At 65.9% G+C, this 13,779-nt stretch carries 12 protein-coding genes and 1 tRNA gene; 8 read left to right on the top strand and 5 right to left on the bottom strand.

The features are described from left to right. Window position 1: 1 nt before the first annotated feature. From AABA51_RS04115 to AABA51_RS04105, 3 genes are read right to left on the bottom strand one after another with little or no spacing between them, the layout of a single operon-like run. Window positions 2-793: a carnitinyl-CoA dehydratase gene (locus AABA51_RS04115; protein WP_338274672.1), complete on the bottom strand. Its 792-nt coding sequence runs from the start codon at window positions 791-793 to the stop codon at window positions 2-4. Continuing rightward, a complete protein-coding gene (locus tag AABA51_RS04110) occupies window positions 790-2,820 on the bottom strand; it encodes an acetate--CoA ligase family protein (RefSeq protein ID WP_338274670.1) in 2,031 nt (676 codons plus the stop codon). The genes AABA51_RS04115 and AABA51_RS04110 overlap by 4 nt, the downstream gene beginning before the upstream one ends. 22 nt (window positions 2,821-2,842) lie before the next feature. Then, window positions 2,843-4,003, bottom strand: a complete 1,161-nt coding sequence (locus tag AABA51_RS04105; RefSeq protein WP_338274668.1) for an acyl-CoA dehydrogenase family protein — start codon at window positions 4,001-4,003, stop codon at window positions 2,843-2,845. Window positions 4,004-4,100: 97 nt separating this feature from the next. Here AABA51_RS04105 and AABA51_RS04100 point away from each other — a divergent pair, with 97 nt between their 5' ends. Next, window positions 4,101-5,030 carry a GlxA family transcriptional regulator gene (locus AABA51_RS04100; protein ID WP_338274666.1) on the top strand — a complete coding sequence of 310 codons (930 nt, stop codon included), beginning with the start codon at window positions 4,101-4,103 and terminating at the stop codon, window positions 5,028-5,030. A gap of 528 nt (window positions 5,031-5,558) precedes the next feature. Next, window positions 5,559-6,419: a hypothetical protein gene (locus tag AABA51_RS04095; RefSeq protein ID WP_338274664.1), complete on the top strand. Its 861-nt coding sequence runs from the start codon at window positions 5,559-5,561 to the stop codon at window positions 6,417-6,419. 143 nt (window positions 6,420-6,562) lie between these two features. Here the strand turns inward: AABA51_RS04095 and AABA51_RS04090 are convergent, their stop codons facing one another. After that, window positions 6,563-7,513, bottom strand: coding sequence for a site-specific DNA-methyltransferase (locus tag AABA51_RS04090; RefSeq protein ID WP_338274661.1), 951 nt, complete (start codon window positions 7,511-7,513; stop codon window positions 6,563-6,565). A 466-nt stretch (window positions 7,514-7,979) separates the two neighbouring features. Here AABA51_RS04090 and AABA51_RS04085 point away from each other — a divergent pair, with 466 nt between their 5' ends. Genes AABA51_RS04085 through AABA51_RS04075 form a run of 3 tightly spaced genes read left to right on the top strand, consistent with a single transcriptional unit; the run spans window position 7,980 to window position 10,299 of the window. Continuing rightward, the gene (locus AABA51_RS04085) at window positions 7,980-8,213 is read left to right on the top strand and encodes a DUF3489 domain-containing protein (RefSeq protein ID WP_338274659.1); all 234 of its coding nucleotides are present in this window, start codon (window positions 7,980-7,982) and stop codon (window positions 8,211-8,213) included. Then, window positions 8,210-8,620: a DUF2924 domain-containing protein gene (locus tag AABA51_RS04080; RefSeq protein WP_338274657.1), complete on the top strand. Its 411-nt coding sequence runs from the start codon at window positions 8,210-8,212 to the stop codon at window positions 8,618-8,620. Before AABA51_RS04085 ends, AABA51_RS04080 begins: the two co-directional genes overlap by 4 nt. Beyond that, on the top strand, window positions 8,617-10,299 hold the full coding sequence (locus AABA51_RS04075; RefSeq protein WP_338274655.1) for a recombinase family protein: 1,683 nt from the start codon (window positions 8,617-8,619) through the stop codon (window positions 10,297-10,299). Before AABA51_RS04080 ends, AABA51_RS04075 begins: the two co-directional genes overlap by 4 nt. Before the next feature lie 361 nt (window positions 10,300-10,660). Here the strand turns inward: AABA51_RS04075 and AABA51_RS04070 are convergent. Continuing rightward, window positions 10,661-10,750: transfer RNA gene (locus tag AABA51_RS04070), tRNA-Ser, on the bottom strand. 219 nt (window positions 10,751-10,969) lie between these two features. Here AABA51_RS04070 and AABA51_RS04065 point away from each other — a divergent pair. Genes AABA51_RS04065 through tmk form a run of 3 tightly spaced genes read left to right on the top strand, consistent with a single transcriptional unit; the run spans window position 10,970 to window position 13,756 of the window. Beyond that, window positions 10,970-11,884 carry an SPOR domain-containing protein gene (locus AABA51_RS04065; protein WP_338274653.1) on the top strand — a complete coding sequence of 305 codons (915 nt, stop codon included), beginning with the start codon at window positions 10,970-10,972 and terminating at the stop codon, window positions 11,882-11,884. A gap of 22 nt (window positions 11,885-11,906) precedes the next feature. Then, on the top strand, window positions 11,907-13,115 hold the full coding sequence (locus tag AABA51_RS04060; RefSeq protein ID WP_338274651.1) for a D-alanyl-D-alanine carboxypeptidase family protein: 1,209 nt from the start codon (window positions 11,907-11,909) through the stop codon (window positions 13,113-13,115). Continuing rightward, window positions 13,115-13,756, top strand: coding sequence for a dTMP kinase (gene tmk, locus AABA51_RS04055; protein ID WP_338274649.1), 642 nt, complete (start codon window positions 13,115-13,117; stop codon window positions 13,754-13,756). Before AABA51_RS04060 ends, tmk begins: the two co-directional genes overlap by 1 nt. The last annotated feature ends 23 nt before the right edge of the window (window positions 13,757-13,779 follow it).

Below are 13,779 nucleotides of genomic sequence, written 5' to 3'. Positions count from 1 at the left end.
GTTATCTCCCTTTCCAGACCGGATCGCGTTTCTCGGCAAAGGCGCGCGCGCCTTCTTTCTGATCATCCGAACGATAGAGACGTTCGACCGTTTCGAACTGGCTGCGCGTGATCCGGTTGAGCGCATCGGTGAAGGCCATCGCCTCGGCCTCGCGCACGATTTCCTTGATCGCGGCAAAGACCAGCGGCGGACCTGCGGCCAGATCATCGGCCATGGCGCGGGCGGCCTCCAACAGCTCGGACCCCGGCAGCACGCGGTTCACAAGACCCCAACGCGCCGCTTCGGCGGCGTCGAACCAGCGGCCGGTGAACAAAAGCTCCATCGCGATGTGATGGGGGATGCGTTTGGGCAGCTTGATCGAGGCCGCATCGGCCACCGTCCCCGAGCGGATTTCCGGCAGGGCAAAGGTCGCGTGATCGGCGGCAAGGATGATGTCGGCACACAGCGCCAGTTCCAGCCCACCCCCGCAGGCGATGCCGTTGACGGCGGCGATGACGGGTTTGTTGAGGCCCCGCAGCTCCTGCAGGCCACCAAAGCCGCCGACACCGTAATCGGTATCCGGGGCCTCGCCCGCGGCGGCGGCCTTGAGATCCCAGCCGGGGCAAAAGAATTTCTCGCCCGCCCCGGTCAGGATGGCCACGCGCAAGTCGGGGTCGTCGCGGAAACCGGTAAAGACCTCGCCCATGATCCGGCTGGTGGCGGCATCGATGGCATTGGCCTTTGGCCGGTCCAGCGTCACCTCGAGCACCGCGCCACGGCGGGTGGTGCGGATGGGGCTGGGGCTGTCGGTCATGGTCTCTCTCCCAGTTGGATCAGGGCATCGACCGCGACGGCGCGGTCAGGGGTGGCGATGAGCGGGTTGATCTCCAGCTCCAGAAGGGTCGCGGCATGGGCCATGGCGCAATCCTGCACGGCAAGGATCGCGGCGATCAGGCCCGCGCGGTCGGCGGCGGGTCTGCCCCGATAACCGCGCAGCAGCGGTGCGATGCGAAGCCGGTCGAGGGCCGCGTCGATGTCATCGGCACGCACGGGAAGCAGGAGCGAGGTCGTGTCGGCCAACACCTCGGTCAGCACACCGCCCGCGCCCAGCGTCAGAACGAAACCATGGGCCGGGTCGCGCAGGATGCCGACAAGGACCTCGGCCACGCTGCCATCCACCATTTCTTCTACAAGAAATTCGGCGCCGCCCATCCGCGCGGCAGCCGCCGCGACCGCAGGGGCGTCGGACAGGTTCAGCGCAATCGCGCCCGCCTCGGTCTTGTGGGCCACGCCCAGCGCCTTGAGCACCACGGGAAAGCCGATCCGCGCTGCGGCCTCTGCCGCCTCGGTCGGCGATGCGGCAAGGGCCCGGCGCGGCACGGGCACGCCATGCTCGGCCAAAAGCGCCTTGGCTTGGGCTTCGGTCAGAAGGCGGGCGTTGACCGGCTCCGGCCCCGGCACAAGCGGATCGCCCGCGCGATGCCCCTGCCCCGGCACCTGTCCCAGCCGCGCGGCCGCCTCGAGCGCGGCCAGACCTTCGGCAAAGCCCGCCAGCGGCACGACACCGCGCGCCATCATCGCCTTGGCCGTCGCCTCGGGCATCGTTTCGGTGAGGCTCGACAGGATCGCCATGGGCTTGCCCGTCGCCGCCATCGCATCGGCGCAGGCCTCGATCACGATCTCCCACGCGGCCGCATCGCAGCGGTCCGGGCGCGGAAAGTCGAGGATGGCGACCCCGATGGCGATATGGGGGGCCAGCATGGCGGCAAAGACACGGGCCAGCGCATCCCGGTCGCCCCAGATATAGGTGTGGTAATCAAGCGGGTTGGCGAGCGCCACCTTGGGCCCAAGGGCCGCGCGCAACCCGTCGCGCTGCGTCTGCGTCAGGGGGGGACAATCGAGCGCGCGATGCTCGACCATATCGGCGATGATCCCGGCCTCACCCCCCGAGCTCGACAGGACCCCGATGCGGGTCGACGACAGCGGGCCGATCGCGTGGAGAAGCTTCAGCGCCTCGACCATTTCGGCCGGTGTGCGGACCCGCGCCATGCCCAGCCGGTCGAAAAGCGCCCCCGCCCCCGCATCATTGCCCGCAAGCGAGCCGGTATGCGACAGGGCGGCGGCACGCGCCCCTTCGGAGGACCCGGATTTCAGGATCACCACGGGCTTGCCCAAGGCCCGCGCGCGCGCGGCCATGGCGATGAAGGCGGGCAGGTGGCCCACCCCCTCCACATGCAGGCCAAGCGCGGTGACGCGCGGATCCTCGAGCAAGGTCTCGGCGATCTCGGGCAGGCCCGATTGCGCCTGATTGCCGACCGTCACGACATAGGCGAGCGGGAGGCCACGCGCCTGCATGGTCAGGTTCAGCGCAAGGTTCGAGGATTGGGTGACGATGGCGACACCGCGCGTCCCCCGTTCGGCCCCATGCTGATCGGGCCAGAGCGATGCCCCGTCGAGCAGGTTGAGAAAGCCGTAGCAATTCGGCCCGAGGATGCGCATCGGACCCGCGGCCGCGACCAGCGCCGCCTCGAGCGCCGCGCCATCCCCGGTTTCGGAGGTGGATTCCCGAAAGCCCGAGGCGAAACAGACAGCCCCCCCTGCCCCCATGGCAGAGAGCGCGCCGAGCACCTCGATGCTGGCCGCGCGATTGACGCCGATGAAAACGGCATCAGGTGCCTCGGGCAGCGCCGCAACAGAGGCAAAGGCGGGGAGGCCCGCGATCTCGGGCCTGGTCGGATGCACCGGCCAGACGGGTCCGGCGAACCCGATGCGGCGACAGCCCTCGACGACCGCCGCGCACCACGTGCCCCCACCCACCACGGCGATGGAAGCTGGGCGCATGAGGCGCGCGAGCGGTTGCATCTCAGGCGCCCTTGGGGCGAAAGATCTCGCGCCCGATGATGTGGCGTTGGATTTCCGATGTGCCATCCCAGATGCGTTCCACGCGCGCATCCCGCCAGAAGCGTTCGATGGGCAGGTCATCCATCAGGCCCATGCCGCCATGGATCTGCAGGGTGGTATCGGTGACGCGCGCCAGCATCTCGGAGGCATAGAGCTTGGCGGAGGCGATCTCGCGGTTGGCGGGCAGGCCCTGGTCCAGCCGCCAGGCCGCCGCAAGCGTCAGCCAATCGGCGGCGTCGATCTCGGTCACCATGTCGGCGACCTGGAAACTGACGCCCTGGAACTTGGCGATCTGTTGGCCGAACTGCCGCCGCTCGGCGGCCCAATCGACGGCCATGTCGAAACAGCGCCGCGCGCGGCCCACCGAAAAGGCCGCAACCGTCAGACGGGTGGCGTAAAGCCATGTGTTCATCACGTCGAAGCCACCATCGACCGCGCCCAGCACCTGGGCGTCCGGCAGGCGGCAATCGTCGAATTCGAGGATGCAGTTCTTGTAGCCCCGGTGGCTCACCGAATTGTAGCCATCGCGCACGGTAAAGCCGGGATGCCCGCGATCGACCAGAAAACAGGTGATCCGCTTTTTCGGCCCATGGGGCGTGTCATCGACGCCGGTGGCGACGAAGACGATGAAGAAATCGGCGTGATCGGCACCCGAGATGAAATGCTTGGTCCCGTTGACGACCCAATCGCCGCCATCGCGTACCGCCGTGCATTTCATCCCCCGCACGTCCGAGCCGGCATCGGGTTCGGTCATGGCCAACGCATCCATCCGCTCGCCGCGCACGGCGGGCAACAGGTAGCGGTCGCGCTGATCGCCCTCGCAGGCCATGAGGATGTTCTGCGGCCGTCCGAAGAAATGCGTCAGCGCCATGGACCCGCGCCCAAGCTCGCGCTCGACCAGCGTGAAATCCAGATGGCCAAGGCCCCCGCCGCCCACCGCTTCGGGAAAATTGCAGGCCCAAAAGCCCATCTCGATGACCTTGCGGCGCAGATCGGCGGCCAGATCGGGGGGCACCCGGCCCGTACGTTCCACCTCGGCCTCATGCGGGTAGATCTCGGTCTCGACGAAGTCGCGGACCGTCGAGACGATCATCTCCTGTTCCGGTGTCAGACCGAAATTCATCACGCCCTCCCCGCATCTCCTTCATTGCTAGGAAGGGCCGCTTTGGCCCATCCTGCAGACTTGGGCGACAACCCTGCAGGATTCGAAAATTGCGCGCATGATCACCTTTGCCGTCCTCCTCTTTCCCGGCTTCTCGAACCTGTGCCTGGCCAATGCGGTGGAACCCTTGCGCGCGGCCAACGGCCTGTCGCGCCGACCGCTCTATCGCTGGACCTACCTGGGGCTCGACGCACTGCCGCTGCACGCCTCGAGCGGGCTGCCGGTCACGCCCGAGATGCGCCTGTCCGAGATGCCGGGGGCCGATTACCTGATGGTGATGCCGGGCTACGGGCACCGCCAATTCGCCACGCCTGAAACGCTGCGCGCGCTGCGCTCGGCCGCGCGGCGCTGTCAGGCGCTGGTGGGGCTCGATACGGGCAGCCTGCTACTGGCGGCGGCGGGGCTGCTCGACGGCTATGCCGCGACCTCGCATTGGGACGTTCTGACCGAGTTCGAAGAAGGCTTTCCCGAGGTGCAGGTGCTGCGTGACCGCACCGTGATCGACCGCGACCGGTTGAGCTGCGGGGGGGCCACCACGACGCTGGAATTGATGCTGGAGCTGATCGCGCGCCACCATGGGCCAAGGCTCAGCCTCGATGTCGCGGCGCTTTTCATGCATGGCGAGCGGCCCGCGATGGGACCGCATCTGCCCGGTTTGACGGGCGACAGGGTGCTGCGCGCCGCCGCGGCGCTGATGCGGCGACACCTCGAACAGCCCTTGCCGATCCCCAAACTGGCCCGACGGCTGGGCGTGAGCCAGCGGGGCCTCGAGACGCGCTGCCGGGCAGCGGCGGGCCGCTCGCCGCAAGGCGTCTACACCGCCATCCGCATGTCCGAGGCCTTGCGGCTGGTGCAAGACAGCGCCCTGTCGGTGACCGAGATCGCGGGGCGCGTGGGCTATGCCGATGCCTCGGCGATGACGCGGCGCTTCCGGGCCGAATTCGGCGCAACCCCGCAAGAGATCCGCCGCCAGCAGAACGGGGGCTGACGCGAGCGCCCGGCATGACCGCCACGCGGGGGCATATGGGCGATCTGCAGTGCCCGAAGGTCCGTGGCGGTGCCGGTGGACCAATTCGGCCGGGACAGGGGCGTTGCGGGTGGCCTTGCAACCGGCTCTGTCGGAGAGGCTGCGATCCAGATTGAAGTTGTTGACGAACAGGATCGTTTTGCAATTTATGGTTGCAATACATGTTTGCTCTTGGATCTGGCGGGCATGCAGCATGTCTTGCCGTCTCGCGCAGGGCGTGCCCCGCTGAAAATCGAGCTGTAGCGTCCCAGCCCTCCAAGTGCCCTTCAAGATCGCGTGCCAGCACGACGCCGGACAAATCAGGGGCGCAGATCGTTTGACCAGGCATCTTCGCCAGATGAGAGAAACCTCAAAGAGCACGAAACAGGATGTCGCGGGCATGACAAACCCACAATTGTGTATGGCACCGGAGCCAAAGGCCCCACGGACCCGGCAATCGGTTTCCGGCACGCAGGCAGGCAAGATGCACGGATCGGCAGACAGAGCCGCATGAAACGCGAAATCACGCTTTTCAAGATCTTGCTGCTGCTCGCCGCCGTCTTCGTGGTGGAAATGTTCGTGATGTTGGTGCTGTTCCAGCTCGAGGCACATTTTCCGTCGATCTTCAGGCACCGCATCATCGAGGCTGTCGTCGATCCGCTCATGCTGAGCGTTCTCATCGGGCCCTTCATCTACGTGTTGCTTGTGCGCCCGATGCAGGTCTCCAATTCGATGAAGTCACGCTTCCTTGACTTGGTCAGCGACCAGCTTCGAAACCCGCTCAACGCGCTTCAGGGGCTGGAAGCGATCGGCCAGGACAGCCCGGACGACCCACTCCGAAAGGCGCGATCAAATGCCGTTTCGATGCTGCAGTTTCGCGTTGACCATATCATCGCCTTCAGTGCGCTGCAGGCCGACGAACCGCTGGCCTGCAACAACGTGCATACGCTGGCGGACCTTGGCACCGAGGCGCATCGGCGCATCGGCTTTGCCTTTGACGCTGCGGGGACCGGCCTCGACATCGCCCCCGACCTTCCCGACCTGCCCTTGGAGGCAATCGATGCCGAGACCCTGCTTCAGATCCTCTTGCTGATGCTGGAAATCGCCATGATCACCTCCGGCACCAGCTCCGTGACCCTCGGAGCGAAGATCCTCGGCCAAGCCAAGCGCGGCACCCGCGCCCGGATCTTGGTTACCCATGACGGCAACGCACATGCCGACAGCGCGGATCCAGAGAGCTATGACCGGATCGATATGGCCTGGGAAATCGCGTCCCACATGGCCCGGCGAATTGGCGCAAGGGTCAGGATGGAACGGGGTCGCACCCTTGTGCTCGAGATCACACTGCCAACAACAGCAATCCCGTCCTGAGATCCGGGGAACCGACATCTGCCGCGGCGCTTCTCCGATCGTCAGGAGAGGCCGCGGATCGAGGCGCGACGCGACGCGGCGCGCATGTCCAGCTGGATGAGGGTCGGGGCGCGGGTCATATCCGCGGCACCCCTCAATGAGCTTCACGAGGTCACTGGTGCGACCACGAAGTCGGCCCTCACGCTGGGATTGATCAGATCGAAGCCGCAGGATTTGCCCGCTACGATTACCTGATCGATGTGGCGCCAATCCATGCAAACCATGGCCACGCCCCCCGGGACGAGTGCGTCAAGCACCCTCCCAAGGAAGGTCCGCAGGAAGATCGCGAACTGATCCTCACTCATTTCGCCCGAAGCCATCGCGAACTCACGGTGCCCGTTTTTGGCGCTGCGCACATGCCCGTTCACCGGAACATTGTAAGGCGGGTCCGTGAACACCATCCGCACCCCTCCCCCATGATCACCGCCAAGGAGCTGAGCATAGGTCTCCCGGTCCAGAGCGTCGCCGCACAACAGCCTGTGACGTCCCAACTGCCAAAGATCGCCACGTCGTGTCACCGGCACCGTAGCGCGATCTGGATGCTCGATGACTTCGCAAGGCGATGCACTCTGCTCCTCAGGATCGAGGATCAGCAGATCGATCTCGGGCGTATCAAAGCCAGTGATGGTAAGATCAAACGCAAGCGCGTCCTCCAGCTGCAGTTCAGCAAGTTCGGCGAACTCGAGGCGCAACGCATCGCGGTTCCAGCTCGACAGCTCGGCCAGACGGTTCTCGGCAATCCGGTAGGCCCGAACCTGCTCCCGCGTAAGGTGGTCGACGCGGATCGCAGGGACGCTCTCAAGACCAAGTCGCCGCGCCGCCTCAATCCGCGCCTCCCCGGAGACGATACCCCCTGCGCCGTCGATCACGACCGGGACAACGAACCCAAACTCGGCAATCGCTTCAGCAAGGCGAGCGAGGCTTTTGTCGTCATGAGACCGAAGTCGCTTACCGTAACGGGTCAGCTCGGTGATTGGCACCTGCTCGATCTGCTGGCTGCACCAGATCGGCCGATTGCGGCGCGTACGGGTTTGGGGTGTTTCGGGTTTCGACATTAAAGCCTCCATTCGTGGTGACGCCGTTCGGGCGCTTGATCGGAATGGATCGCTGCTGATCTCGGGAGCGCTGAACAGACCGCCGCCTCCCGGATCACGCGATCCGGTGAAGTGGCTTCGGACTGCCCAGAGGCCCTCCTCCGAGGGCCCTCATGCCCCAGTCGTGAGGGCTGTTCTGCTGAAGCACTGTCACCTTGCCAAAAGGCGCGAGCGTGTCAAGCGAGATCAAGGGGCCTGACGTAATATTTTTGCTTTATTACAATTGGTTACAGCTACTGATGCTTAGTCAAACCGCTCAATCTATCGCAGCTATGGCACCGCGTAACTTGGCCTCTCAGGCAGCGCAGAACGCGCTCGACTTCCTCTGCGAACAGAGCGGTACTGCACCCACGCCCGGATCACTCCCGGGCCTGCCTCGGTACAAGGACCGACACGTCGTCGGTCCAACCAACCGAGGAGAGAACTCATGTCCAAGCCCAAGCAAACGAAGATAGAGATGGTGCGGGCGCTGCTCGCGCAGCCAAAGGGTGCAAGCCTTGCAGCAATCTGCTCAGCCACCGGCTGGCAACCGCATTCGGCACGCGCAGCCCTCAGCGGGCTTCGCAAGGCCGGGTATGCGGTCGAGCGCACAGCGACTGAAGAGGGCACGACCGGCAGCGCAGTTTACCGCATCATCGCCACGCCCGGATCAGCCACATGATCCGCCTCGCTGATCTTGAAGGTATGGATCGGGCCGCGCTTCTCGCGGCCTGGTCACAGATCTTCGGCAGACCTGCACCAAAGGGAATAGGCCGCACCTGCCTGCGCCGCTTCTTGGCCTTCGAACTCCAGGCCAGAAGATCGGGCGGACTGCCAAAGCAAGTTCTCGCAGCGCTCAGGCGAGACACAGAAGGTGGCTCGGGCCGGAGCATATCCCCCAACCTCAAGCCCGGTGGCCGCCTGTTGCGGGAATGGAACGGCGTCACCCATGTCGTTGAGGTTGTCGAGAATGGCTACCTTTGGAACGGCCAGCGCTGGCGCTCCCTCTCAGTCATTGCCCGCGAGATCACCGGCGCGCACTGGTCCGGACCACGCTTCTTTGGCTTGAATGCGAAGGCCGCGTCATGACCAAGCCGGCTATCCGTTGTGCGATCTACACACGCAAATCCTCCGAAGAGGGTCTCGATCAGGATTACAACTCGCTTGATGCGCAGGCGGAAGCCTGCGCCGCCTACATCGCCAGCCAAAAGCACGAGGGCTGGAAGTGCCTGCCGTCCCGTTATGACGACGGCGGCGTTTCCGGCGGCACGCTGGAGCGCCCTGCGCTACAGCGCTTGCTCAGCGACATCGAGGCAGGGCGCGTCGACATGGTCGTGGTCTACAAGATCGACCGGCTGACGCGATCCCTCGCCGACTTCGCAAAGCTCGTGGACCGCTTTGACGCCGCAAGCTGCTCCTTCGTCTCCGTGACGCAGGCCTTCAACACCTCGTCCTCCATGGGGCGCCTGACCCTCAACGTGCTCCTCTCCTTTGCCCAGTTCGAGCGCGAGGTCACCGCCGAGCGGATCCGCGACAAGATTGCCGCCTCGAAGAAGAAGGGGCTCTGGATGGGTGGTCTGCCGCCTCTCGGCTATGATCCCCATCCCGACACGAACCGACGCGAACTCGTGATCAACAAAGCCGAGGCCGAGACCGTCCTTCGTCTATTCACCCTCTACCTTGAGCGTGGCTGTCTCAATGCCACCGCCCGGGCCGCCGCGGCTGAAGGGCTACGGTCAAAACATCGCTGCTTCACGAGCGGACGCACGCAAGGCGGCGGCCTCCTCGGTCGAGGCCATATCCATCGGATCCTGACCAACCCGATCTACCGCGGTCAGATCCGACACCACGATCGGATCTGGCCGGGAACGCACAGCGCGATCATCGATGAGGTGCTCTGGGAAAGGGTGCAGGTACAGCTACAATCGGCCAGCGCCCGGCAGCGTGGATCGCAACACCCAACCGGATCCCTGAAGGACGCGACCCCGGACGCCCCGCTCTTAGGCAAGCTACGGGACGAGACTGGCGATCTGCTCACGCCCACCCATACGCAGGCACGTGGTCGACGCTTCCGATACTATGTCTCGAACCGCCTTATCTCTGCTGGACCAGACCCCAAAGGCTGGCGCCTTCCCGCCCCGGCGCTTGAAGCCGCCATCGTCGAGGTGATTGCGGGACATCTCGAGACGCAAGCGACACGCCACGAGGTGCTGCAATCGGGATCCGCGACCGAACAGGCCAGCGCCGCAGCTCAGGTCCAAGGCATGGCCAAATCGATCAGAGCCAAGGGCTGCGCCGTCATCGCGCATGCAATAGCCTCTATCGAGATCATCCAGGACCATCTCCACATCCGGCTCGACAGGACAGCCATTGCAAGCCTGTCCGGTCTCGACGGCGCTCTGCTCACATCCAGCTTGCTTGCCTTCCAAGCGCCCCTCTCCCTTCGTCGCCGTGGCGTGGAAACAAAGATCATCGTCGGCTCAAGGGCACCAAAACCAGATCGGACACTTCTTCGAGCCCTACGGCTCGCGCATCGATGGGCTGACATGATGAAGAGTGGATGGTCGCTCAAAGACATCGCCCAAACCGAAGCTCGCTCTGAGAGCTATGTCGCCCGTCTCCTGCCACTGGCCACGCTATCACCCTCCCTGCAGCAAGCCATCATCACCGGCACCCAACCCGTCGAGCTCTCTCTTGAAGTTCTCGTCCGCAGCTCGCTGCCGTTAACTTGGTCTGATCAGGAGCGCCGCTTCGGGCTCACGGCCTGATCGCCTTCCTGCTGCGCACGACAAGATCCCTGTTTCTTGTGGATGTTTCCCTGTTCGACGGGAAAAATTCCCTGTTCCGGGGCGCAGGGAATTTGCGAGCAACCAACTGAAAACGCTGAGCGATTCAGAGCCCCAGACCACCACAATGGCGGAAAACGGCGGGAATTCCCTGTAAAATACCCAGCATCAGGGAAATCCCGAAAAACCACACCGGCAAATCGGGCCAACAGAGACCGCATCCGAAAACCAGCGCAAACGACCAGTTACAGTGAGTCTCTGTTCGCAGGCCTGCCTCGCAAGCCACGGGAATAAGGCGGGAATTTGACGCGGAATCTGTAATAAAAACAGAGACATAGGGCGGTGGCGGAGGAGGTGGGATTCGAACCCACGGTACGCTCTCACGCACGCCGGTTTTCAAGACCGGTGCCTTAAACCGCTCGGCCACTCCTCCGGCCTGGCGCTCTGGTAAGCGCGCTCCGGCGATTCTGAAAGATGCTCCGGGCCGCACCCTATCGGCGATCCGCTGCCGCGCCCTCGGCAAACGGGTTTCCAGACAAGGCCGAACAGGGTATCTATCCGCCAAACGAAAGCGGCACCCTGCCCGAAAGACGGCATCGGGCCGCGAAACCAGAGGCACCATGGTGCCCGTCGAGCGCGGACAGAGCAGCAGATGACCCGATTGCACAAGACACCCAAGCAGGCCCGGCTGGGTCTTGCCGCCTGCGCCCTCCTGGCGCTCACCGCCTGCGGCGAGGGCGGCTCGCCCTTCGCCAATCTCCGCGCGGGTTCCGCGGCCGAGGGCACCCCCGCCCCCATCGGCGCGACGCGGCTTGTCGAACGCGATGTCGAAGCCCCCGAAGTCTTCCAGGTCACCGAGGAAGGTCTGTGGGATGGCCGACCCTCGCTCGGCGGGGTCTGGGTGGCCCATCCCACCGCCGACGACCCCGAGCGCGTGATCATCCGCAACGAGGAAAACGGCCGCTTCGTCATCGGGGCGTTGTTCCGGCGCGAGATCGACCGACCCGGGCCCGCGCTGATGATATCCTCCGATGCCGCGGCGGCGCTCAACATCCTTGCGGGCGATCCGACGCAGGTGCAGGTCACGGCACTCCGCCGCGAGGAACGCCCCGACCCCGTCGTCACCCCCGCCCCCGAGGCTCAGACCGCCGAGGTCGCCGGGGCGGAGACCGCGATCGCCACGCCCGAGATCACCGCCACCCCGATCGGCGACCCCATCGCCGCCGCCGCCGCCGCCATCACCGAGGCCGAACGGGCCGAGGAAACGGCCAGCCCCGCGCCCAGGCCCGCCGCCGCTGCCGCGCCCGCGCCCGCAGCGACAGCAACCAGCACGCTCGAGCGGCCCTTCGTCCAGATCGGCATCTTCTCTGTGCAGGAAAACGCCAACAACACCGGGCAGGCCTTGCGCAATGCCGGTCTTGTGCCGACAATATATGACCAAAGCACCAACGGCCGCCGGTTCTGGCGGGTGGTTGTCGGCCCGGCCCAGACGGAACAGGAACGCGCGACCATGCTGCGCACCGTGCGGGATCTCGGCTTCGCGGACGCCTACCCGGTCACGAGGTGACGCCAAAGACACAGGACCCGGAATGCCCTTTTCGCTGACCCGACTGACCTCCTGCGCCGCCCGGATCGTGGTGGCGCTCTCCCTCGCGCTCGGGGCGGGCGCCGCGCTGGCGCAGGCCTACCAGACCGAGGCGACGGCGGCCTATGTGATCGATCACGGCACCGGCCAGGTCCTGTTTGCCCATGACGCCGAGGTGCCGCTGCCCCCGGCCTCCATGTCCAAGCTCATGGTGCTTCTGACCACCTTCGAGGCGCTGGACGAGGGGCGGCTGTCGCTCGACACGCGCCTGCCGGTCAGCGCCCATGCGATGAGCTTTGGCGGCTCGACCATGTTTCTCAACACCTCCGACCGCCCCACGGTCGAGGATCTGATCCGCGGCGTGATCATCGTCTCGGGCAATGACGCCTCCGTCGCGCTCGCCGAGGCGCTCAGCCCCGACGGGACCGAAGCCGGATGGGCGCGCATCGCCACCGACCGGGCGCGCGAACTGGGCATGAACCAGACGACGCTGATGAATGCCTCGGGCTGGCCCGCGCCGGGCCATGTGATGAGCATGCGCGACCTGGGCATCCTGGCCGAGCGCATCATCACCGAACATCCCGAATACTATCGCTATTTCGCCGAAACCGAATTCGATTACGAGAACCGCTCGCCCGCCAACCGGTTCAACCGCAACCCGCTTCTGTCGTTGGGGATCGGGGCCGACGGGCTCAAGACCGGCCACACCTCCGAGGCGGGCTACGGGCTCGTGGGTTCCGCCGTGCAGGGCACGCGCCGGGTGACCTTCGTGATCACCGGCCTGCCCAGCGCCGAGGCCCGCGCGCGGGAGGCCGAGCGCATCACCACCTGGGCGCTGCGCCAATTCGTCGAACGCCAGGTCGTGACCGGCGGCACGGAAATGGCCCGCGCGCCCGTCTTCATGGGGGCCGCCGCCGATGTGGGCATGGCGCCCGCCAGCGATCTGACGCTGCTCCTGCCCGCCAGCGGCACGCCCGATCTTGCGGCCGAGATCACCTATACCGCGCCCCTCCCCGCGCCCGTTTCGGCGGGTGACCAACTGGGCGAACTGGTCGTGCGCATGGGCGAGGGCGCGGATGCCATCGAACACCGCATCCCCCTGCTCGCGACCGAAGATGTGGCGCAGGGCGGCATTGGCACGCGGCTTGGCACGGCCACGCGCGATGTGCTGCACCGGCTGATCGGGCCGCCGCCGACGCTCGTGGGCGGCTGATGTCGCGCACGGGGCCCGCGGGGGGCGCGCTCTTCATCAGCCTCGAAGGCATCGACGGTTCGGGCAAATCCACACAGGCCCAGCGCCTTGCCGCGCATCTGGCCCATCTTGGCCGCGATCCCTTGCGCACCCGCGAACCGGGCGGCGCGCCGGGGGCCGAGGAGATCCGCCGCCTCCTTGTCGAAGGCGATCCGGACCGCTGGTCGCCCGAGACCGAGATCCTCCTGTTCACCGCCGCGCGCCGCGATCACCTCGAACGCACGATCCGCCCGGCGCTGGCGGCAGGGCGCGACGTGATCACCGACCGCTTCGCCGATTCGACCCGCATCTACCAAGGCGCCACGCGCGGCGACCTGCGCGGGCTGGTCGATGACATCCACGCCCGCGTGATCGGCATCGAACCCGACCTGACGCTGATCCTCGACATGGACCCCGAGGTCGCGCTGACCCGTGGCCTTGCCCGCCGCTCGGGCGAGGACCGGTTCGAGGATTTCGGCCTCGCCTTCCAGCACCGCTTGCGCGAGGGCTTTCGCGCGCTGGCCGGGGAATATCCCGACCGCTGCGTCCTGATCGATGCGGGCCGCGACGCCGACGCCATCGCCACCGATATCGAGGCCGCCGTCGCCCGCCGCCTGCGCTGACCCGAAAAACTGCAGTTTTTCAC

Source organism: Roseicyclus marinus (genome assembly GCF_036322625.1).
Classification (GTDB): Bacteria; Pseudomonadota; Alphaproteobacteria; order Rhodobacterales; family Rhodobacteraceae; genus Roseicyclus; species Roseicyclus marinus_A.
The sequence above is the reverse complement of the archived record's forward strand: the minus strand, read 5'-3'. Positions and strand labels throughout refer to the sequence as shown.

What these genes read in the sequence shown, in the direction of transcription:
- AABA51_RS04115 (WP_338274672.1), bottom strand. Translation starts at nt 793, where the DNA reads ATGACCGACAGCCCCAGCCCCATCCGCACCACCCGCCGTGGCGCGGTG.
- AABA51_RS04110 (WP_338274670.1), bottom strand. Translation starts at nt 2,820, where the DNA reads ATGCGCCCAGCTTCCATCGCCGTGGTGGGTGGGGGCACGTGGTGCGCG.
- AABA51_RS04105 (WP_338274668.1), bottom strand. Translation starts at nt 4,003, where the DNA reads ATGAATTTCGGTCTGACACCGGAACAGGAGATGATCGTCTCGACGGTC.
- AABA51_RS04100 (WP_338274666.1), top strand. Translation starts at nt 4,101, where the DNA reads ATGATCACCTTTGCCGTCCTCCTCTTTCCCGGCTTCTCGAACCTGTGC.
- AABA51_RS04095 (WP_338274664.1), top strand. Translation starts at nt 5,559, where the DNA reads ATGAAACGCGAAATCACGCTTTTCAAGATCTTGCTGCTGCTCGCCGCC.
- AABA51_RS04090 (WP_338274661.1), bottom strand. Translation starts at nt 7,513, where the DNA reads ATGTCGAAACCCGAAACACCCCAAACCCGTACGCGCCGCAATCGGCCG.
- AABA51_RS04085 (WP_338274659.1), top strand. Translation starts at nt 7,980, where the DNA reads ATGTCCAAGCCCAAGCAAACGAAGATAGAGATGGTGCGGGCGCTGCTC.
- AABA51_RS04080 (WP_338274657.1), top strand. Translation starts at nt 8,210, where the DNA reads ATGATCCGCCTCGCTGATCTTGAAGGTATGGATCGGGCCGCGCTTCTC.
- AABA51_RS04075 (WP_338274655.1), top strand. Translation starts at nt 8,617, where the DNA reads ATGACCAAGCCGGCTATCCGTTGTGCGATCTACACACGCAAATCCTCC.
- AABA51_RS04065 (WP_338274653.1), top strand. Translation starts at nt 10,970, where the DNA reads ATGACCCGATTGCACAAGACACCCAAGCAGGCCCGGCTGGGTCTTGCC.
- AABA51_RS04060 (WP_338274651.1), top strand. Translation starts at nt 11,907, where the DNA reads ATGCCCTTTTCGCTGACCCGACTGACCTCCTGCGCCGCCCGGATCGTG.
- tmk (WP_338274649.1), top strand. Translation starts at nt 13,115, where the DNA reads ATGTCGCGCACGGGGCCCGCGGGGGGCGCGCTCTTCATCAGCCTCGAA.